General features: G+C 51.0%; 23 protein-coding genes and 2 pseudogenes. 19 read left to right on the forward strand and 6 right to left on the reverse strand.

Annotated features, from left to right (window positions below; genetic code table 11):
• The first annotated feature begins 119 nt into the window (after nucleotides 1–119).
• On the forward strand, nucleotides 120–1,328 hold the full coding sequence (locus HV242_RS02470; RefSeq protein WP_181616890.1) for a hypothetical protein: 1,209 nt from the start codon (nucleotides 120–122) through the stop codon (nucleotides 1,326–1,328).
• A 218-nt stretch (nucleotides 1,329–1,546) separates the two neighbouring features.
• On the opposite strand, the gene HV242_RS02475 is transcribed toward HV242_RS02470, so the two are convergent.
• The gene (locus HV242_RS02475; RefSeq protein WP_181616891.1) at nucleotides 1,547–2,320 is read right to left on the reverse strand and encodes an LEM-3-like GIY-YIG domain-containing protein; all 774 of its coding nucleotides are present in this window, start codon (nucleotides 2,318–2,320) and stop codon (nucleotides 1,547–1,549) included.
• 301 nt (nucleotides 2,321–2,621) lie between these two features.
• On the opposite strand from HV242_RS02475, the gene HV242_RS02480 reads away from it, so the two are divergent.
• From HV242_RS02480 to HV242_RS02550, 15 genes and pseudogenes are all read left to right on the forward strand, one after another.
• Nucleotides 2,622–3,509 carry a GTPase family protein gene (locus tag HV242_RS02480; protein ID WP_181616892.1) on the forward strand — a complete coding sequence of 296 codons (888 nt, stop codon included), beginning with the start codon at nucleotides 2,622–2,624 and terminating at the stop codon, nucleotides 3,507–3,509.
• A gap of 208 nt (nucleotides 3,510–3,717) precedes the next feature.
• Nucleotides 3,718–4,125 carry a hypothetical protein gene (locus HV242_RS02485; protein ID WP_181616893.1) on the forward strand — a complete coding sequence of 136 codons (408 nt, stop codon included), beginning with the start codon at nucleotides 3,718–3,720 and terminating at the stop codon, nucleotides 4,123–4,125.
• A 72-nt stretch (nucleotides 4,126–4,197) separates the two neighbouring features.
• Nucleotides 4,198–4,425: a hypothetical protein gene (locus HV242_RS02490; RefSeq protein ID WP_181616894.1), complete on the forward strand. Its 228-nt coding sequence runs from the start codon at nucleotides 4,198–4,200 to the stop codon at nucleotides 4,423–4,425.
• Complete coding sequence (locus tag HV242_RS02495) at nucleotides 4,425–4,670, forward strand: hypothetical protein (RefSeq protein ID WP_181616895.1); 246 nt, start codon at nucleotides 4,425–4,427, stop codon at nucleotides 4,668–4,670. Before HV242_RS02490 ends, HV242_RS02495 begins: the two co-directional genes overlap by 1 nt.
• 57 nt (nucleotides 4,671–4,727) lie before the next feature.
• Nucleotides 4,728–5,564, forward strand: a complete 837-nt coding sequence (locus tag HV242_RS02500; protein ID WP_181616896.1) for a hypothetical protein — start codon at nucleotides 4,728–4,730, stop codon at nucleotides 5,562–5,564.
• Between the two features lie 93 nt (nucleotides 5,565–5,657).
• A pseudogene (locus HV242_RS02505) lies at nucleotides 5,658–5,891 on the forward strand (DUF905 domain-containing protein).
• 97 nt (nucleotides 5,892–5,988) lie between these two features.
• Nucleotides 5,989–6,807 carry a DUF932 domain-containing protein gene (locus HV242_RS02510; protein WP_181616897.1) on the forward strand — a complete coding sequence of 273 codons (819 nt, stop codon included), beginning with the start codon at nucleotides 5,989–5,991 and terminating at the stop codon, nucleotides 6,805–6,807.
• Entirely contained in the window at nucleotides 6,807–7,049 is a 243-nt protein-coding gene (locus HV242_RS02515) for a hypothetical protein (RefSeq protein WP_181616898.1), read from the forward strand. Before HV242_RS02510 ends, HV242_RS02515 begins: the two co-directional genes overlap by 1 nt.
• Before the next feature lie 28 nt (nucleotides 7,050–7,077).
• Nucleotides 7,078–7,557 carry an antirestriction protein gene (locus HV242_RS02520; protein WP_181616899.1) on the forward strand — a complete coding sequence of 160 codons (480 nt, stop codon included), beginning with the start codon at nucleotides 7,078–7,080 and terminating at the stop codon, nucleotides 7,555–7,557.
• 11 nt (nucleotides 7,558–7,568) lie between these two features.
• On the forward strand, nucleotides 7,569–8,048 hold the full coding sequence (gene radC / locus HV242_RS02525) for a RadC family protein (protein WP_181616900.1): 480 nt from the start codon (nucleotides 7,569–7,571) through the stop codon (nucleotides 8,046–8,048).
• A gap of 13 nt (nucleotides 8,049–8,061) precedes the next feature.
• Nucleotides 8,062–8,281 (forward strand): annotated as a pseudogene (locus tag HV242_RS02530) (DUF987 family protein).
• Nucleotides 8,282–8,303: 22 nt separating this feature from the next.
• Nucleotides 8,304–8,648, forward strand: a complete 345-nt coding sequence (locus HV242_RS02535; RefSeq protein ID WP_249417853.1) for a type IV toxin-antitoxin system YeeU family antitoxin — start codon at nucleotides 8,304–8,306, stop codon at nucleotides 8,646–8,648.
• Between the two features lie 36 nt (nucleotides 8,649–8,684).
• Complete coding sequence (locus tag HV242_RS02540) at nucleotides 8,685–9,005, forward strand: TA system toxin CbtA family protein (protein WP_181616902.1); 321 nt, start codon at nucleotides 8,685–8,687, stop codon at nucleotides 9,003–9,005.
• A 112-nt stretch (nucleotides 9,006–9,117) separates the two neighbouring features.
• On the forward strand, nucleotides 9,118–9,951 hold the full coding sequence (locus HV242_RS02545) for a DUF4942 domain-containing protein (RefSeq protein WP_181616903.1): 834 nt from the start codon (nucleotides 9,118–9,120) through the stop codon (nucleotides 9,949–9,951).
• A 46-nt stretch (nucleotides 9,952–9,997) separates the two neighbouring features.
• The gene (locus HV242_RS02550) at nucleotides 9,998–10,717 is read left to right on the forward strand and encodes a hypothetical protein (protein ID WP_181616904.1); all 720 of its coding nucleotides are present in this window, start codon (nucleotides 9,998–10,000) and stop codon (nucleotides 10,715–10,717) included.
• A 287-nt stretch (nucleotides 10,718–11,004) separates the two neighbouring features.
• Here the strand turns inward: HV242_RS02550 and HV242_RS02555 are convergent, their stop codons facing one another.
• The gene (locus HV242_RS02555; RefSeq protein ID WP_050737553.1) at nucleotides 11,005–11,880 is read right to left on the reverse strand and encodes a phosphorothioated DNA-binding restriction endonuclease; all 876 of its coding nucleotides are present in this window, start codon (nucleotides 11,878–11,880) and stop codon (nucleotides 11,005–11,007) included.
• Between the two features lie 300 nt (nucleotides 11,881–12,180).
• Between HV242_RS02555 and HV242_RS02560 the strand changes: the two genes are divergently transcribed.
• Nucleotides 12,181–12,633, forward strand: coding sequence for a SymE family type I addiction module toxin (locus HV242_RS02560; RefSeq protein ID WP_072126500.1), 453 nt, complete (start codon nucleotides 12,181–12,183; stop codon nucleotides 12,631–12,633).
• A gap of 95 nt (nucleotides 12,634–12,728) precedes the next feature.
• Here HV242_RS02560 and HV242_RS02565 read toward each other — a convergent pair whose 3' ends face one another.
• From HV242_RS02565 to HV242_RS02580, 4 genes are all read right to left on the reverse strand, one after another.
• On the reverse strand, nucleotides 12,729–13,475 hold the full coding sequence (locus tag HV242_RS02565) for an SAM-dependent methyltransferase (protein ID WP_050737552.1): 747 nt from the start codon (nucleotides 13,473–13,475) through the stop codon (nucleotides 12,729–12,731).
• Nucleotides 13,476–13,485: 10 nt separating this feature from the next.
• Nucleotides 13,486–13,743, reverse strand: a complete 258-nt coding sequence (locus tag HV242_RS02570) for a YjhX family toxin (protein WP_014168433.1) — start codon at nucleotides 13,741–13,743, stop codon at nucleotides 13,486–13,488.
• 288 nt (nucleotides 13,744–14,031) lie between these two features.
• Entirely contained in the window at nucleotides 14,032–14,604 is a 573-nt protein-coding gene (locus HV242_RS02575) for a DUF1349 domain-containing protein (protein ID WP_050737551.1), read from the reverse strand.
• 50 nt (nucleotides 14,605–14,654) lie between these two features.
• Complete coding sequence (locus tag HV242_RS02580; protein ID WP_044859407.1) at nucleotides 14,655–15,650, reverse strand: LacI family DNA-binding transcriptional regulator; 996 nt, start codon at nucleotides 15,648–15,650, stop codon at nucleotides 14,655–14,657.
• Nucleotides 15,651–15,891: 241 nt separating this feature from the next.
• Here HV242_RS02580 and HV242_RS02585 point away from each other — a divergent pair, with 241 nt between their 5' ends.
• Nucleotides 15,892–17,130 (forward strand): MFS transporter, encoded by a 1,239-nt coding sequence (locus HV242_RS02585; protein ID WP_014168436.1) that lies wholly within the window; start codon nucleotides 15,892–15,894, stop codon nucleotides 17,128–17,130.
• A gap of 19 nt (nucleotides 17,131–17,149) precedes the next feature.
• Nucleotides 17,150–18,583 (forward strand): glycoside hydrolase family 32 protein, encoded by a 1,434-nt coding sequence (locus HV242_RS02590; RefSeq protein ID WP_050737550.1) that lies wholly within the window; start codon nucleotides 17,150–17,152, stop codon nucleotides 18,581–18,583.
• Nucleotides 18,584–18,614: the final 31 nt, after the last annotated feature.

Consider the following 18,614-nt stretch of genomic DNA (forward strand, 5'->3'; position numbering starts at 1 on the left):
AATGGTTTCATACTAAAAGACAAACCTGATAAACGTCAGAATTCGTACAGTTGAAGTAATAAAATTGTGTTGGGACGAGTGACAATTTCGATGTTGCAGCGAGCTGAGAGGAGCGAGGGATGGCAGGCCTGAAGGATGACTTTAGAGTGTTTGACTTACGCCGGGAAGACCTGGCCTATGAGAGTCCTAACCAAGGGTGGGGGGAAATCAGCCATCAATATTTCTTTGTTGGGTTCGAGCGTCTGGAGGAGGATGAAAGGCCAGATAAGGATGAAAAATCCAAAGCTAGCTTCAGGATGTTCGATATGCTGGACAAACTTTATCTGAGTCAGGCGACCAGCGATGGGCAAGAGTTTAGAAGACCGAAGACGAAGTTTCGTGATTCTCAGCCAATCCACAGCGAACAGTTAGAGAAAAAGTGGAAGGATGCGCTTGTAAAAGCGATATCTGATAAAGAGAAGGCATTATCTTATCTCAGCGAGAACTATCGGAAGGTTGTAAGAAAGCATCCTCAGGTTGAAATGTTGACTCTGTGTTTTTATTTACCTCTTGATAAAGGTGAGAAGATGCTGAACATACGGAGGAAAAAAGATGACTCTCGTTTCAGACTACAACTCGCTGAACTTGAACGACGCTTTACTTTGATGAGGAAAAGGATAATTGCGGATCCGCTTTATAAAGCCGCCTGTGGTTACTCGCGAGTGATACTGATAAATGCGAGATTTGAGCCTTTCTATCTGGTGAATTTCTTTTTCAAAAAGCATCCAGGCAGTCGGATCGACAGCTTAGTCTCATTAGACATTTACAGGAAATGGGTGCAATCGGGTAAGAAAGAAAACAAATCTGGTGAGGAGGTTGGGTACTATTGCTTTAAGGATGCATCCCGGCCATATGTTCCAGAAGACAGTGGGCTATTTATCCGCAGGCCAGACCGATTAACCGATGTTGGCCAATTTTCAGACCCGATCTCGTTGGTTTTATCAGAAGAAAGGAAATTCGAAAACAACCGCAAAGATTATCTGGCTTTCTTTCGCCTTCAGGCTCAAATATACAATGTTATTCCTGGTGCACGAACCCTGACATGTTCTGACGATTTTACCTACATCAACGCAGCCGAGAAGAAACGCAGAAAAGCCAAAAAAAAGGACCTGAAGAAGAAATCCAAAACAGCATTACATATCACTGAAACTTCAGCTATACCCGGAAATGATCTCTATGATAAAGAGGGATCTCCCGAGTCGCCTTACCTGCTCGACGAATTTAATGATGACCTGCCTTCAAACTTTGAGGAGCATGTCTACGGGATTTTAAAAGAGGAGAAGCCGTAACAATACTTTGTACGGTAGCTGAGCGACGTCAGAAAATGAACCAGTGGCTATGGTTTCTCAGGCAAATGCGGTACATAGTTGCAAACTTAAACAGTCACCAGGTATCATTCCAGTCATGTTACTGGATAGTTCAACGTCTGCTATGAGCGAAAAGAAGACGTTGCCACTTTTCCCCCAAACAGCGCTAACAGAAACAGTGGCTTTTCACTATTGAGACATCAAAAATCTGGAGAATATTTCACAGGAGACATAGCGCCTTTCTTTCTTAGAACGTCCGGAATCTTTTTACCAAGGTAAATTTTTGCTATATCAGGAGGGGCGAGTCTTCCCCTGAATCCAAAGCGGGATTTTTGAGTAGATTCAAACTCATCATCTGCATCCCATGAAGGCATCTCAGGGAAATTCTCACGGGTTGATTCGAGCCACTCATCAGCTATATAAACCCCTCTGACGATTCCCCTCACTGTAGCCAGTATAAATTCAGCCTTACGCGCGCGCTCAACACGTACACGCCAGCTAAATCGTACGGCATCATAGAGGTCTACATCCTTTGAACTTCTATTCACGGAAATCATCAGGACTTTATGTTGGAACACGACTGTTTCGGGTTGGTATGTTGCGATTAATTCTTTGATGTGTGCTGGACCATATTCATTACTGCCAGCACCGCTCATAATGTTAGTTAAACCGGGGTAGGCGTCGATAAGTGCAGCTTCAACCTCGTACGCGGTCTTTTCATCTGTCATACCGTGCCGGTGGATTACATGGATGACCTCAAGACCAGCCAACCTTATCTCTCGAAGTTGCTTGAGTTTATTACTGAGCAATTCATCATCATCAACCGCAGCGACTTCACCGCGCATATGAGCAAATACTCGATTCCCTTTCCCTTTCCCCACGTAAAAGGTACTTCCATCCCTTGGATCAATTAATCGGTATACATACCAGCCAAGATGTTCCATTACTCCCGGAGGAAACTCCTTGATATCCATGCCATAACTCCTAGTACTTGATTCATGAGGCATAAGCTAAACATAGCAATGTCGATTAACAACTAATAGTACCAATTAATTTCCCCTATGATTGATATACCGAAGAAAAAGCAACGTCCGCTTTTGGCACGAAGCAGACCCACATAACTAATTCACTAGCCTTCATTTAGTATTCGCTTAAACCGATCGTCAGAGCTGAGATCTAAAATTAAGTCAGTTATATATCATCTTACTGAATACCTTTACCTTTCTCTTCAACAGGCCATCCTCACCGGATGGCCTTTTTCATTCAGAGGCCAGCATGAAACATCTCTCGGGCTACGCCCTTATCCGCCGTCACCTGCGGCGCTATCCACGCTCACTACGACAACATTTGCTAAAAGAACTCAATCAGCTCGTCACGTACGAACCAGTGATTGGCATTATGGGTAAAACCGGCGTCGGTAAGTCCTCGCTGTGTAACGCGCTGTTTCGTAGTGAAGTCTGCGCCGTGAATGCGGTGGAAGCCTGCACGCGTCAGCCACAACGGGTCCGGCTGCGCTTCGGCAGCCATTATCTGACGCTGGTCGACTTGCCCGGCGTGGGCGAGTCTGTTTCCCGCGACGGTGAATACCGTGAGCTGTATCGTGACCTCATGCCAAAGCTCGATATGGTGTTGTGGGTGCTCAAGGCCGATGACCGCGCATTTGCGGTGGAAGAGCAGTTTTATCGGGACGTCTTCGCGCAGTTCAGTGGACCGCTGCCGCCAGTGCTGTGGGTACTCAACCAGGTGGATAAAACCGAACCCGCCGAGCAGTGGCGCTGGTGGTCGGCTCAGCCCTCGGCGTTACAGGCGGAGCGTATTGCGCAGAAACAGCAGGCTGTGGCACGTCAATTGCGGATAGCAGAAATAGATATTCTGCCAGTCTCTGTCCGGGGGCGTTACCGGCTGTCGCGCCTGGTGGAGGCCATGATTACCCGCCTCCCAAAGCAGGCCCGCAGTCCATTTGTGCCTCATCTGCAGAACCGGTATCGCACTGATACCGTTATCAATACCGCCAGCAGCAGCTTTGGCGATGCCGTGGTAGAGGTGATTGATAACATCATTGACCTCGCACCACTGCCGCAGGTAGCCCGCACAGCACTGCATGCGGTGACCCATACCGTCGCCCGTGCAGCAGGCTCCCTCTGGGGATTTTTCTTCGGTTAACCTCTTCATTTTTGATAAACCTGAAGACGTGTATCGATAAGTTTTTGTGCTCAATGACGATCGATTTTGTCGATCGGCCCGATCGAAATTCATCGTTGTACATGATGAATCCCGTGATTACATAATCAACCGGGAATCATAGGGTTATGTTATTTATTAAAAATCAATGCGATACATCGCAGGATTTGCCACATACGGAGAAAGTGTCATGAAAACTGTTCTTATCGCGATCGCCACCCTTGCTGTACTGGCCGCGATGCCCGCTCAGGCGGCTGATGAGGACGCTATAAAAGTCAATATCGAGAAAAGTGGCTACGAATGCCATGACTGCGTTTACGTCACCGTGACCGCCAGAACAGACAACATTCAGATAGACAAAATTGATGTTAACCGGGGGCGTTGCCCGCAACTGAAACAGGGAAAAACAACGTATAACGGGAAGACCACCCCGGAAGGATGGTGGCCCAATAAAGGTACGTTTACCCCCCGCAAAATGCAGTTTGCCGAGAGTCTGACCTGGCGTTTCGGAAATCCACTCTGGCAGTCCGGTATCTCGTGTAATTTCCTGGAGGCCCGGATATTCACCGACCAGGGCACCTTCACCGTCAGTGACTAAATCACCCCCCCTTATCAACAGCCGTTTCATCTCCCGCCACCAGCACTATTTATTGTTCAAATGGAGTCATGAATGAGACGTTTTATTATCAGTATCTATTGTGTGCTGGCTCTTATCACGGCCATTTATCAGGCTGTATGGGGGACTCAGGGATGGCGTGGCCTGGCTTATGCCATCGGACAGGGGCTAGTATGGCCCGCAGTCTGGTTCCCTTCACTCGGCAGCATTATCGGCGGGCTCATCTGGATAACCATCATCGTGTTCCTGCTCATCCTCGGTTTGTTTATGCGTAAATCGTGATGATGAAACAAAAAGGGCTTTTTCTTGCCTCCCTCCTGCTGTTAACCGCGTGTGATGAGCCCGGGGGAAAACGTGCCTTTATGCGCGAATGCACCGCACAGGGTGATACCGCCCTGTGTGACTGTGCCTGGGAGAAACTCGTTCAGCGTTACGGTCAGGACTGGGGGAATACCCCCCGGATTTTTACCTCGCCTGATTTTATTGCTTACACCGGTCAGGCTGCTGCTGAATGCATGGCGGAATGAGAAGGTTCTTTTTCCGCCAGACAACGCTATTCTTTATAAAAATTTACGGACAACTTTATGATTAACAACCAAAAAATCATCCGCGTCACCGGACTGGTGATAGCGTTCCTGTACCTGATGTTTACCCAACCGGCTGCCGCCGCTCCGGCTGACAATCTTCCCCGTCTGACAACCGATAGCGAAGGGCATATGGTCTGCCACCTTTGCGGGCCGGAGAAAAAGGACAGTTATTTTCTGGCGGATTACCCCCAGGGATATAAAGTAAAGACCGCCAGCTACAGCAAAATCCAGGATACGAGCCGCTATGCCATTCTGATGTCTGACAGTGCCCCGGGAGCTGCGGCGAATCAGACGCCTGATTTTTTCTACATTGATAAACTCGCGGCAACGCCTGCCATCAGCAGCATTCAGTTCGATAATGACCGCTCAAACCTGAGCAGCGCCAGAAGTGTATCGGTAACAGAGAAAAATGGTGTCACGCTGCTCAGCGTTATCTGGAAGAACGGAGAGCGTAATACCTTCTCGCTGGATAATGAAGCACCGGCTTATACAGCTCAGATTCTGCGTTCACAGGACGACAGGCTCTTTTGCCGTAACTGCGGCGGTAAAGGGAAAGATACGCTGATTAACGGTGCTGACGAGGCCGGATTATATACTCAGCTTATTGATTCACCGTTCCTCACCCTGCTGAAGCAGGACGGCGGTATTGCCTGCCCTGCCGGTAACTGGTATGTCGTCAGCAAAACCCGTGAAACCCCTGAAATCCGGGAAATCACCGGAGTGGGATGCGATGAAATTGCAGACCTGAAACCCTCCGTAAAAGCTGGCGTCACAACGCTGAATATCCGCTATATCAATGGTAAGGCGAAAACCGTGGCTATCGAAAATCACTGATACACGTACTACTCCTGATACTCTCATTAAACCCGCAAACGCCCCGCTCGAATGAACAGGGCGTTTGTTTTTGTGCCTGCTAAGGAACTCACCATGCAAAACATTGACGACTCACCGTTACCTCCCGGTTCGTTCACCCGTGAACAGGTGGAGGCTGTGGTGGCGGTTTACCTCAATGTTGCTATCGAAGACGACCAGGGCACGCATTTTCGGCTGGTGATTCGGGATAGCGAGGGGTAGTTGATCTGGCGGGCGTGGAGTTTTGAAGCCAGCACCGGAGAATGGCTTAACCGCTACATCGCCAGCCACGGAATATCCCAACCCTGACTCACCTCAGGCCCCGACCACACCAACCGGCCATGTTCCCTTCGGGGTACATGGTTTTTTTGTTTATGCCGTTTCATTAACTACAGAGGTACTCACCATGCGCTTAGCAAGCCGCTTCGGGCGGATAAACCAGATACGCCGCGACCGCCCCTTAACACGTGAAGAGCTCATGCAGCATGTTCCCAGCGTCTTCGGAGAGAACAAACATGCTTCCAGGAGTGAAAAGTACACGTTTATTCCCACCATCACCCTGCTTGAAAACCTTCAGCGTGAAGGGTTCCAGCCCTTCTTTGCCTGTCAGTCACGCGTTCGGGATCCGGACCGTCGGGAGCACACAAAGCATATGCTCCGCCTGCGTCGCGCCGGTCAGATTAACGGCCAGCAGGTGCTTGAAATCATCATCCTCAATTCGCACGGTGGCGAATCCAGCTTTCAGCTATTGCCTGGAATATTCAGAAGCGTCTGCACGAATTCGCTCGTCTGCGGACAGTCGTTTGGCGAAATCCGGGTTCCGCACCGGGGTAACGTGGTGGAGAAAGTCATTAAAGGCGCTTATGAAGTCCTGGGGATATTTGACCGGGTTGAAGAAAATCGGGATGCGATGCAGTCGCTGTTACTCCCGCCACCGGCACAGCAGGCTTTTGCAAAAGCCGCCCTGAACTACCGCTTTGGTGAAGAGCATCAGCCGGTGACGGAAGCACAGATACTGACGCCCCGACGCTATGAAGACCGTCAGGACGACCTGTGGTCAGTTTTCAATCGTTGCCAGGAGAACCTGCTGAAAGGAGGTCTGCCAGGACGTACCGCCAAAGGTAAACGCAGCCATACCCGCGCGGTCAGAGGCATAGACGGCGACGTTAAGCTCAACCGGGCGCTCTGGGTAATGGCAGAAGAACTGCAGCAGGCGTTGAGCTGATGCCACCACTGTCTGATAACGCCCACCATACCCCCCTTTATCCGACCGCTCTGGAAAACAATCCCTGCAGCCGCTCCATCTCCGATGACGACCTGTGCGCCTGGTGCTCGCACCTTCTTTACCGACCCGGTGAACTCAGCCTGTGCCGCTTAAGCCTCCCGGAGGGGCACTGGCCGTCACGCTGTGATGAGGATGGCTATGCGCAGTCCTGCCCGTCACTCCGGCTTAACCAGCATCCCTAACCCGATAAATAAACAAGGAAAAACCAGCATGAACGACATTATTAACCTTAACGATACCCTCCCGTTACCGCCACAACCTGCCAGTTCTTCGCCAGCGCTGACCGCCACCCTCGTACAGGACGAGCAGCGGATCAGCTTCTGGCCGCAGCACTTCGGCAGTATCCCGCAGTGGATAACCCTGGAGCCGCTTATCTTCGCCTGGATGGACCGCTTCTGCGCAGACTACAGCGGGGGGATCTGGAATTTTTACACACTGAGTAACGGCGGTGCGTTTATGGCCCCGGAAACAAATGGAAATACCGATGAGAAGTGGTCGCTATTTAACACCATGAACGGCAACGGCGGCGAACTCAGTGCCGAAGCTGCAGGAATTGCCGTCTGTCTGATGACTTACAGCCATCACGCTATGCGCACCGAATGCGACGCCATGACGGAGCACTACTATCGCCTGCGGGACTACGCGCTTAACCACGCGGAATGCAACGCCATCATGCACATCATCGACTGAGGACAGCCGCTATGGAACAACAGTTACCGCTATTTGCCCGTGAATTAGCCCCCTCAGACCAGCAGGCGGTCAGGGAAGCCTTAACCCTGCTGGAATGTCAGCTACGCGAGCCCGGTACGTCATTTAGCTCCAGCCATGCCGTCCGTGACTGGCTGCGCCTGCAGCTCGCGTCACTGGAGCGTGAAGAATTTACCGCACTCTTCCTCGATAACCAGCATCGCCTGATAGCCCACGAAACGCTCTTTACCGGCACCATCAACCATACGCAGGTCCATCCCCGCGAACTGGTTAAGGCCGGTCTGAAGCATAACTGCGCCGCTGTTATTGTTGCGCATTGCCATCCCTCCGGGGAGACAGAACCCAGCAAGGCCGACCGTAAAATTACAGAACGCCTGCAGCAGGCGCTTGAGCTGGTCGATATTCGTCTGCTGGACCACCTGGTTATCGGCGGGATGGATATCGTCTCATTTTCGGAAAGAGGCTGGTTGTAGGGAGGAAATGTTAATGAAGATTATCAGCAGCGTCAGGCGATGGCGATATACCGCCAGCATCCGCAGTCCCGGTTGTTTCGGTTCTGTACCGGCAAATATAAGGGTCCGGCAGTATCTGCCACTATGCCTGCCGGGAGGTACAGGATATCAGCAGTGTGCTGGCTGTATTCGCTGAACGCCGTCAGGACCGCAACGGCCAATATGTCGTATTGCGCAGCGTCACGCTCAACTAACGATAATTTAAGGAGTCCCAAATTGTCGAATAAAACACCGTATGACCATGATGTTTCTGAGCCCTGGTGGGGTCTTGAACGCGATATTACTCCGTGCTTTGGCGCAAGACTGGTTCAGGAAGGCAACCGGCTGCATTACCTGGCTGACAGAGCCGGGTTGGTGGGGAGCTTTAGCCCGGAGCAATTGCAGAAACTGGATAAGGCTTTCCCGCTATTCATAGATCAGCTGGAAGCAATGCTGTGCTCCGGCGAGCTAAATCCACGTCAGCGACATCAGGTGTCCATTCATCTTACGGGTTTAACCTGCATAGCTGATACCTGTGGTAGCTGCGGCTACGTTTATCTCACTATTTATTCAGGCCAGTAACACCCTCTCTATTCTTCTTTTATCAGGACTCAACATATGCACATTTCATCTGTACCGTACACGGTGCCGGTTTCGTCACGCCTGTCACCCGTGCAAGTATGGCAGCAATTGTTAACGTATCTGCTGGAGCATCATTACGGCCTGACGCTTAACGACACGCCATTTCATGACGACGCGGTCATACAGGAACATATCGAAGCGGGAATAACACTTGCCGATGCGGTGAATTTCCTGGTGGAACGCTATGAGCTGGTACGTACTGACCGAAAGGGATTCACCTGGCAGGAGCAGACGCCGTTCCTGACCGCCACCGATATTCTCAGAGCCAGGCGAGCTACCGGATTGATCAATACTTAAATTTGTCGAGCTCCGTTCCTGATTTTTACCTCCACACTTCCCACCTTTTTTATTCATCGCATAATGCGCCTGCCACTCCCGGCAGGCGTGTTTGCTTTTATGGACGATTACGATGCAAACAGAACCCGACGAATTAACAGAGCACAACGAACTCATCCTTTCGACCAGTATCGAACGTGTTGTTACGGGCCGCGATACCGCACTGAAACAGATCGAACAACTCATTCAGGAGCTTGATGCCATTTCACGGTTAACCTCAGAAATCGGCGGTGGTACTGCACAGGACTGGGCAATGAAGCCAGGGCATCGCTACGATAGCTGGCTGACTGAAGATGTTGATAAAGCGATAACTGCGATCACCCGCAATATAGACCGCAGCATCTGGCGAGACTTGATGTTGAAATCCGGCATGATGGCTTTGATGGATGCACAGGCCCGCGACCTGTGGCATAAGAACCTTGAGGAGGGCGATCTTCCTGCCATTAGCGAGGCGAATATACTCAGTACTTTTGAGCAGTTACATCAGAACAGAATTGAGGTCTTTGAGCGCGGGATCATTAACGTCTTCAAAGGGCTATCATGGGATTACAAAACTAATAGTCCCTGCAGCTTTGGTAAGAAGATCATCATTAACAATCTGGTGACGTATAACCGCTGGGGCTTTAGTCTGAACTGGGGCTGGCGGAGGGATCAGTTGGCTGACCTGGAGCGGATGCTATTTTTGCTGGATGGTAAATCAATACCTGACAACCGTAGCGATATAACTACCCGGTTGATGGAGCATATCCGTGATAACCCGGCTAAAGACGTTTACGAAGATGAGTTCTTCAGTATTCGTTACTTTCAGAAGGGCACGGCGCACTTGACTTTTAAGCGCTTGGATTTGGTTGAGAGAATGAATGATATCATTGCTAAACACTATCCTGGACTGCTATCACATAGATAGTAAACTGTATTATATTGAAAAAACTAGTTTTCATTATGAGGCAGTTATGGACAAAGAGCTCGTATGGCCTAAGGATCTCATCGCAAAAGGTGATGATAACCGGAGAAAAGCATTAAAACGTTTCGATATTTCTCCATTGATGCACCTAGCTCTTTTACCTGGACAAGAGTTAACTAACTATCTTAATCAGACCATAACTACTCATTATTATCAGTTTCTTTTCACAGAAAAATCATCAGGTCGAAGAGGGATATTTTATTGCGGAGATTCAGCAGCTGAGGGGTCGCCGCTTACAACGAAGGGCAACAAGCAAGAAGGATGGTTAAAACTTGCTGGTTTACAACGTTTGCCCTGTATTAATCCCCTTGCTATTCAATATATTAGACCTAAGAAAAATGAGGGTTTCGGAGTACCATCAGTTCCCACAACTGAGTATGAGCGTATAGTGGCCGCATTACAATTAATCTGTGCAACGGCTATATCTGTGTGGAAAATGGGCAACAAAGGCAGCATTCTTGCAGCGATTTATCGTGATCTTTGTTCAAAAGATCTCCATGAAAATCAGCTCCGAAGTAAGATAAAAAGTATTAATACAATAATCGCTGGAAGGAAAGATTTAAAAGAGGGCGAAACTTTTCAGCGGTATCTTATTCGTCTTCAAGATATGCATCCTGAATGGCATTTTCGTCACTTTAATACTGAATTACTGAGAATGCGATTACTTACCCATCCTGAGATAACTTCGGAATCACGAATTATTTTCTGACTTCATAGAGTTATAAACCAAAACTAGCAGGCAAGATGCACAACGCAATGGCGAGGTTTTTGTCAGCAGTGTACCTGATGAGGTAATCCTGTTTAGCCGCTGCCTAAACCTTGCTTTGACAGCTATATCGGTGTTCTACTTATATGGCTTTATACCCACTCGCAATGCCTATTTTTTGTGCGGATTTTAACTTGTGGGTACAAGTGCGGGTATAACTACTTATTCCTGATTATAAATTACATTGATATCAGTCTATTGAGTGTTAAATTCGAGTCCGGCCTTCGCACTCACCCCCTATACACCTCCCTCCGATGCCATTCCACAAACCCTTCCCCTGGATAATTCCCTTTCACCATCGGCAGTGCTATCTGCTTCCCGGCGAAATCCCAGAACAGTCGTCCTACAATCCCATTCCCGTTACCATTTACCGCCTCAGACACCAGAACCCGCATACTTTCATCCAGCCCAATCGATCCCTTATCAAACGCTTTATGATGAATTGCACACAGCGCCAGCCCGTTCGGGATTTCACACGGCCCGCCAAACTGTTTCCATTTGATATGCGCGGCTTCAAGCGCAACGGTGGTGTTATCATGTCGCATGTTGAATCCGCAGATTGCACATTCATAGTTATAGGCGCGAAGCACCTGCTGGCGAAACAACGGATCGCGAACCTTACGGATCTGTTGAATATCAAAACCCATCTCATCTGCGATCTCTTCCTGGATGCTTTCCGGGAAATGCGCCTCAAGGATCTTCTGTGCCAGCGAGCCGATCAGCTTTTTATTTTTTTTGAGCAACGCATAGTATTCTTCATCAAAACCGCCAGCGACCTTATGTTCAACAAGCTCTTTTACCGGAGGTTGTTTGCTGCCAGTGGTGGAACAGAGTTCACTGTTCTCAAGATCCCAGAATCCATCCCCTTTGAGCCGCCAGAAGGGCATGTTCGGGTAATGTTCTTTCCTGTCTGGACCAAAGCGTTCTAACAGGCTTAGCAGTTGAGCATGTACCTCGGTACCGTAGTCAAACAGACGTGCATGCCCCTGCTGATAGTTTGCCAGCACGTACAGAAGCAATAAGGGTTTATGCGGCGCACGTTGTTCGCCCTTGCGCCAGATGGTGATGTTGGCAATTGCCTGTTCGAGTGTTTTGCTGGAAGCCATCGCGTTACGGAAGAAGGTAAATAATTGCGATGATGCTCGCAAAACCCAGACCAATCAACCCACAACGAGCAAAAACATGGCCTTAGCGCACACAACACTATTTCCTGAATCCCCCTCGCAAATTCCAAATTTACCCCACCCAAAACCGCTGTATTTATATTCAGCCTGGTATAATACGCATCAGAAATAACGCCGAACGGCAGAGTGAGTTTCACAGGAATTATTTACAACGAGACGCGATATGAAGGTGCTGCAACACCCCCATACCGCTAACCACAAGCAACTGAAAAGGAGTTGAAAATGGCTGCGCCGAATTTTATGCCAGAGTTTACGGTTTGCAAAACAGAATCAGATGCTTTCACCGGCATGATTGAAAACCGCGAGCTGGTACGCAAAAACAGTACCCGCCGACTTCACGGCAACCAGACCAGTGCAGCGCCTGCTCATCCCCGCGCAGAAACGCCGGAAGCAAGCTCTGCCTGCTGCGAACTCTATGCCCGGATAGATAATAAATATCTTCCGCTGGGGGGAGACTGGCTAACACGAGCAGGGTTTATCAGCGGTATGCCAGTTAAAATCCGGGTGATGAAAGACTGTATTGTGATCACGCCGCAGCATACAAGAGAATTATGGGGATGCCTGGAAGGGATGAGTGTGGTGAATATCAATAAACAAAAAGTCGCTCAGTGGTTAAAAACATTTCCGGGGGCGTTAAATGATACGGGCGATATCCCGGTGATTAAACGCGGGTAAGCGTGACGGAATCCGCGTTCATATTATCCTGAGCCACCTTAATACCTGATGCGTGAAGGCGGTATAGTCGTTAAGGCTATACCGCCTGTTTCAGGCTATCGGGCAATCAACGCAAACACCCCCCAGCCAAAGTACTCTCGTGTGTAGGTGACGTGGCGTTTGGGCGCAATTGTCAGCTCCGCGCGAACTTCTTGTGCAAAGTCATCGTCAGGGTTTTCCGCCAGCCAGCGACGCAGGGTCATCCATTTCGCCGCTTCGTATCTGTCCCAGCCTTCCTGATCTGCCAGGACCATTTCCACCAGGTCATAGCCCTGTGCGTCGAACGAGGCGACCAGGTCGGGCAGGGTGAGAAAGTCTGCGATGGATGAGACGCCGCAGGCCTGGGCTACCTCATCGCTCGCAGGAACCTGACGCCAGTAGGGGTCACCGATGAGTATCATCCCGCCAGGCCGGAGGCTTTTTGCCAGCAGCGCCATTGTTCCGGCGACGCCGCCGGCAATCCAGGTGGCGCCTACGCAGGCCGCCACATCACATTTTTCATCTGCGACGTATCCGGCCGCATCGTCATGAATAAAACGCACGCGCTCGCTGACGCCGAGTTCATCAGCACGGCGCGTTGCCTGTTCGGTGAAAAGTCGGCTCATGTCGATGCCGGTGCCGGTAATGCCGTGATCGCGCGCCCAGGTGCAGAGCATCTCCCCCGAGCCGCTGCCGAGATCGAGAATGCGCGTGCCTGGCTTCATGCGTAACACGCGGCCCAGCGTGGCGTACTTTTCCGGGGTGAACGGGTTATGAATGCGGTGTTCGCTTTCGCTGACGGTAAAAATACGTGGGATATCCATCATCCTCTCCTTAACGATTATCTGGCTGGGCACGAACGCTGTTCAGCCCGGTCGTGTTAATGCGGTAGGGCTGACCGTTGACGGACTTGATCAGCTTTTTGGTTTTGAGTTTTTTGAAGACGGCGAGCGTGCAGTCGGCGAGCAACAGCCCTTCGCGGCTGTAGCATTCAACGGCGGTGACGCGGCCTGAGCTATCGCGGACGTGCGCAATACGTCCACCTTTGGCGAGAACATGTAAGGTACGTTGTTCCTGACGGGATAAATTCATACTGGAAAACCTGTTTAATCATCATGTGCAAAACGTGCAAACACACCGCGGTGTCCGCATTCGATTTCGGCGCATTGATAATCAGTCCGGCCTGAAAGGTCGGGGAGCTGATTATCGGATGATGACATTCTCCAGCATCAAAGCCTCGGGTTGAGTTGAGAGGTATTTACGGGGTGAATAATATCACCTGTTTATTTTAAGGGAATGGTCGGGTGGGAAAAGTGTGATCCAGGTGGAAGCCCAGGCCGCGCCATCAACGGATCGTAGAGCCGGATGGCGCGATGTAAATCAGCTGAGATCGTGCAGCGCTTTATCCATGGCCGGAGCGAGACTGAAATCACTAAACTCGACGGCTAAGCCGCTGCGTTCAGGCGTGCAGCACATGACACCGACTTTCACTGGCCCCGACGGGAAATGGCATAAACGCAGCAAAGGCCACGACAGCCCGTCTGCTGAGTACTGTAACCGCAACGCGTCTCCCTTGCGGGTCAGGCGAAGCCAGAACTTCCGGGGGTTACCCGGGAAGATACCGGTTGCCCAGTCGGATGTCTTTAACGTCAGTACGCTGCCAATGGCCGGCGCGCCATCATTGTATTCAATCCCGGCCTTGAGCCAGTGTTGCTCGTCCGACATCAGCATGATCCCCGCCTGGTCATAGAGCGTACTGAAATCAGCGCGGATTTGAGTCTGAAACGTGAAATCACCCGCCGCGTCAGTCGCGTAGATGTGGCCCGAGAAACGCTCGAATCCGTACCATGTATAGCGCCAGAAATCGGTGTGGTCGTCAGTCACGACCGATAACGTGTTGTTCTCGCTATGCCATTCGGCAGGTTCGTTTATCCAGTAAAATTCGTTTTGCATAATGTCCCCAGGTGACTGTCAAAAGGTCGTCGGTATGCGGCCTCCCTTGCTCAACAGGATTCGCGCCTGAGCCAGGGGCTCTCGACCAGCACCTTATCCCGGTGGGTGTCGCCATTGATAATGTGCAGGGTACTTAAGCGCCCAATCTCATAATGCGGCAGCTGGACCGTGGATAGCGGGGGTAAAAACAAATTTCCGATGCCGACAAGATTATCGTAGCCAAGAACGGCAATATCCTGTGGGATTCGGATACCCTGCGTTAACAGCGTCTGATACACCATGAAGGCAATACGGTCGTTACCACAGATGACTGAATCAAATTGCGGTTTCCCCTGAACGATATGCGCCAGCAGCATCTCCGGAATATCCCGGTAGTGCTCATCGCCGAATTGCATATAGCAGTGCTCAAGCGTATCAGGATCGATACCGGCTTCACGGCAGGCGCGATCAAGCCCCTGACGGCGGCGACGCGTCGCCAGATGGTTGACAGGTAAATGCAGGCAGAGAGGGCGGCTGTATCCCGCCGCCAGCAAGGCCTGTACGGCCGTATACTGGCCTTGCTCATCGTCAGGTATATAGCTGGCAACCGGTTCTCCCGTGTTCTCGCAGTTGGCCAGAACGCAAGGGTGCTCCAGTAGCCGGGGCGGGATGCTCACTTCACGCAGCCCCATGGTGGTGAAAATGATCCCCCCGGGCCGGTGGGCGAGCAGCAGGTCGACAATATCGTCAGGGTTATCATCGGTAAACATATTCACCACGAAGCTGTTCCAGCCATACGCCCGCGCGGTTTCTTCGATAGACAGCGTGATTTCTACCGAAAAAGGGGTGGTGACGGTATCCAGCGCCAGCACGCCGATGGTTTTGTTGCGGGAGCCGACACGACGCACCTGCCGGGCTGAGAGATCAGGCACGTAATTTAACTGCAGGATCGCCTCCTGCACCCGGGACAGAGTTTCAGGCTTTACGCGTTTCGGGTCATTGAGCACCCGGGAAACCGTCATGAGCGATACATTGGCCAGTTTGGCCACATCTTTTAAAGACGCCATAGCTTTCCATTATCTGAATGCATTCGACCCGGTAAGGTGTTGTGAGCCAATGCGAATGTCCTATTCTAGGCACCGACGCCCAGGGTTACGCAAGTCACACTCAAAAGTTTGAGCATGATCTCAACACATTAATGTTAACGTTAACTTTTGTGATTAACATCGAGTATCACATCAAAACCAAGTGTATGCCTGAAATGTTAACGTTACCATCTTAGCATATCCTTCATGCGAGATTACGTAGATGAAAAAACGGCCTACTCGAAGTTACATGCTGCTCAGCGCTCTGCTGTTCTTTTTCTTTGTGACCTGGTCCTCATCAAGTTCACTTCTCTCAATCTGGCTTCACCAGGAAGTGGGGCTAAAGGCATCGGAAACCGGCATTATTTTTTCCGTGTTATCCGTCTCCGCGCTCTTCGCACAGGTCTGTTATGGCTTTATCCAGGACCGACTCGGTCTGCGCAAACATTTGTTATGGTTTATCACCGCGTTATTGATCCTCTCTGGCCCGGCTTATCTGCTTTTTAGCTACCTGCTGAGCGTTAATATTCTGCTGGGCAGCGTATTCGGGGGCTTATTTATCGGGCTGACGTTTAATGGCGGTATCGGCGTTCTGGAGTCCTATACCGAGCGCGTTGCGCGTCAGAGTACCTTTGAGTTTGGGCGGGCACGCATGTGGGGGTCTCTGGGCTGGGCGGTCGCCACGTTTTTTGCCGGGTTACTGTTTAATATCAACCCTGACCTTAACTTCCTGGTGGCCTCTTGCTCAGGGTTAATCTTCTTCTGTCTGCTGGCCCGCTTAAAGGTGGCCGCGCCGGCAAGCATGGAGAAACTCGAAATTGGCGCTAAAAAAGTTTCTCTGGAAGACGCCCTGCGTCTGCTGACTCTGCCGCGCTTCTGGGCGCTGATATTCTTCGTGGTCGGAACCTGCATTTACGGCGTATACGATCAGCAATTCCCGGTCTATTTCTCGTCACAGTTCCCGACATTACGAGAAGGGAACGAGATGTTTGGCTATTTAAACTCTTTCCAGGTCTTTCTCGAGGCCGCGGGTATGTTTTGTGCGCCGTGGCTGGTTAATCGCATTGGCGCTAAAAATGGCCTGATATTCGCAGGTATGGTGATGGCGCTGCGCATGATTGCTTCCGGGCTGGTGGAAGGCCCCTTGCTTATCTCCATTACCAAACTGCTTCACGCGGTCGAACTGCCAATATTGTTAGTCGCCATATTTAAATACAACAGCCTGAATTTCGACAAACGTCTCTCCTCCACCATTTATCTGGTGGGATTTGCCTGCACCAGCTCCGTCATTGGCACCGTCTTGTCCCCGCTGGCAGGCTTTAGCTATGAGAGATTTGGCTTCGCCCAATCCTATCTGATCATGGGCATCATGGTGTTCAGCACCACGTTTATTTCCATTTTCCTTTTGCGCTCAACTAAATCCTCATCTGAGCCATCTTTTCTGCAGCAAAACGCTGTGTAATGTACTGAGAGTAAAGACGATGACATCCTTATTAGAACAGGCTGAACAGGTGCTTGAAAAAGCACAATCCGGGATTAATCCGCGCTGGTATCCGCGCTATCACCTCGCCCCTCGCGCAGGCTGGATGAATGATCCTAATGGCCTGGTATGGTTTGACGGCTGGTATCACGCCTTTTATCAACACCATCCCTATTCCCCGAAATGGGGGCCGATGCACTGGGGGCACGCCCGAAGCAAAGATCTGGTGCATTGGGAACATCTGCCCGTCGCGCTAGCGCCGGAAGGCCCGGCGGACAAAGACGGCTGTTTCTCCGGCTCCGCCGTGGTGGATGGCGATACGCTGGCGCTGATCTATACCGGACATAAATTTCACGGCCCGTCGGACACAGACGACAACCTCTACCAGGTGCAGTGTCTGGCGACCAGTCGTGACGGCATCCATTTTGAACGGCACGGCAGGGTGATTGATACACCGCCCGGACTGCATCACTTTCGCGATCCGAAGGTGTGGCGCGAAGGTGAGTTCTGGTACATGGTTGTCGGCTCCCGCGTGGAAAATACCGGCCAGGTGCGCCTGTACCGTTCCACCGATCTCCGCGAATGGCATGACGAGGGTATTTTCGCCGAGGCTGATGCAGGCAAGGGCTTTATGTGGGAATGCCCGGATTTCTTCACCCTGGGAGAGAAGCGTGTCCTGATGTTCTCGCCGCAGGGCATGGCGGCGGAAGGGTATCACTATCGCAACCTGTTCCAGAGTGGCTATTTACTTGGGGACTGGCAGCCAGGTCAACCGTTCACCCACAGCGGACAATTTACTGAGCTGGACCATGGCCACGACTTTTATGCCCCGCAGAGTTTCGTGACCCCGGATGGCCGACGCATTGTCATCGGGTGGCTGGATATGTGGGAATCACCGATGCCCGAACAGCAGGATGGCTGGGCCGGAATGCTCTCGCTTCCGCGCGAATTAAGCCTTGTCGATGGCCGGGTGAGAATGAAACCGGCTGCCGAAGTGACCGCGCTGCGTGGCAGCTATTATCCCACGCCCGTCCGCTGCCTGAACAATCAGAACGTCCTTGTCGCGGCAGATGCCGACGCGGTCGAAGTACAGCTGGCATGGGATTTGAGCGCATCGACGGCTGAACAGTTTGGTATCGCATTGGGCGACGGGCTGAGAATTTACGTCGACGATCAGGCCGGGCGTCTGGTGGTGGAGCGTCGCTATCCGGAATATTCGCTGGAAGGCACGCGCAGTATTCCGCTACCAGCGGACAGCGTTCTGTCACTGCGAATTTTTATCGACCGCTCATCGGTGGAAGTTTTTGTTAACGATGGTGACGCTTGCTTAAGCAGTCGTATTTATCCGCAGCCGGGCGAGCGCGATATTTCATTGTTTGCAAATCAGGGTGTGGCCTCATTATACGATGCGGGATACTGGTCTTTAGATAAATAATTCTCCGTTCCGACCCGTTTCTTGCAGGGTG

This window comes from Enterobacter sp. RHBSTW-00593 (genome assembly GCF_013784105.1).
Classification (GTDB): domain Bacteria; phylum Pseudomonadota; class Gammaproteobacteria; order Enterobacterales; family Enterobacteriaceae; genus Enterobacter; species Enterobacter ludwigii.

Excerpts from the sequence above, each read along its gene's own strand:
- HV242_RS02485 (WP_181616893.1), top strand. The coding sequence starts at position 3,718 with ATGAAAACTGTTCTTATCGCGATCGCCACCCTTGCTGTACTGGCCGCG.
- HV242_RS02520 (WP_181616899.1), top strand. The coding sequence starts at position 7,078 with ATGAACGACATTATTAACCTTAACGATACCCTCCCGTTACCGCCACAA.
- HV242_RS02560 (WP_072126500.1), top strand. The coding sequence starts at position 12,181 with ATGGCTGCGCCGAATTTTATGCCAGAGTTTACGGTTTGCAAAACAGAA.
- HV242_RS02540 (WP_181616902.1), top strand. The coding sequence starts at position 8,685 with ATGCACATTTCATCTGTACCGTACACGGTGCCGGTTTCGTCACGCCTG.
- HV242_RS02480 (WP_181616892.1), top strand. The coding sequence starts at position 2,622 with ATGAAACATCTCTCGGGCTACGCCCTTATCCGCCGTCACCTGCGGCGC.
- HV242_RS02495 (WP_181616895.1), top strand. The coding sequence starts at position 4,425 with ATGATGAAACAAAAAGGGCTTTTTCTTGCCTCCCTCCTGCTGTTAACC.
- radC (WP_181616900.1), top strand. The coding sequence starts at position 7,569 with ATGGAACAACAGTTACCGCTATTTGCCCGTGAATTAGCCCCCTCAGAC.
- HV242_RS02470 (WP_181616890.1), top strand. The coding sequence starts at position 120 with ATGGCAGGCCTGAAGGATGACTTTAGAGTGTTTGACTTACGCCGGGAA.
- HV242_RS02515 (WP_181616898.1), top strand. The coding sequence starts at position 6,807 with ATGCCACCACTGTCTGATAACGCCCACCATACCCCCCTTTATCCGACC.
- HV242_RS02545 (WP_181616903.1), top strand. The coding sequence starts at position 9,118 with ATGCAAACAGAACCCGACGAATTAACAGAGCACAACGAACTCATCCTT.
- HV242_RS02500 (WP_181616896.1), top strand. The coding sequence starts at position 4,728 with ATGATTAACAACCAAAAAATCATCCGCGTCACCGGACTGGTGATAGCG.
- HV242_RS02510 (WP_181616897.1), top strand. The coding sequence starts at position 5,989 with ATGCGCTTAGCAAGCCGCTTCGGGCGGATAAACCAGATACGCCGCGAC.
- HV242_RS02550 (WP_181616904.1), top strand. The coding sequence starts at position 9,998 with ATGGACAAAGAGCTCGTATGGCCTAAGGATCTCATCGCAAAAGGTGAT.
- HV242_RS02585 (WP_014168436.1), top strand. The coding sequence starts at position 15,892 with ATGAAAAAACGGCCTACTCGAAGTTACATGCTGCTCAGCGCTCTGCTG.
- HV242_RS02570 (WP_014168433.1), bottom strand. The coding sequence starts at position 13,743 with ATGAATTTATCCCGTCAGGAACAACGTACCTTACATGTTCTCGCCAAA.
- HV242_RS02580 (WP_044859407.1), bottom strand. The coding sequence starts at position 15,650 with ATGGCGTCTTTAAAAGATGTGGCCAAACTGGCCAATGTATCGCTCATG.
- HV242_RS02565 (WP_050737552.1), bottom strand. The coding sequence starts at position 13,475 with ATGGATATCCCACGTATTTTTACCGTCAGCGAAAGCGAACACCGCATT.
- HV242_RS02475 (WP_181616891.1), bottom strand. The coding sequence starts at position 2,320 with ATGGATATCAAGGAGTTTCCTCCGGGAGTAATGGAACATCTTGGCTGG.
- HV242_RS02590 (WP_050737550.1), top strand. The coding sequence starts at position 17,150 with ATGACATCCTTATTAGAACAGGCTGAACAGGTGCTTGAAAAAGCACAA.
- HV242_RS02555 (WP_050737553.1), bottom strand. The coding sequence starts at position 11,880 with ATGGCTTCCAGCAAAACACTCGAACAGGCAATTGCCAACATCACCATC.
- HV242_RS02575 (WP_050737551.1), bottom strand. The coding sequence starts at position 14,604 with ATGCAAAACGAATTTTACTGGATAAACGAACCTGCCGAATGGCATAGC.
- HV242_RS02490 (WP_181616894.1), top strand. The coding sequence starts at position 4,198 with ATGAGACGTTTTATTATCAGTATCTATTGTGTGCTGGCTCTTATCACG.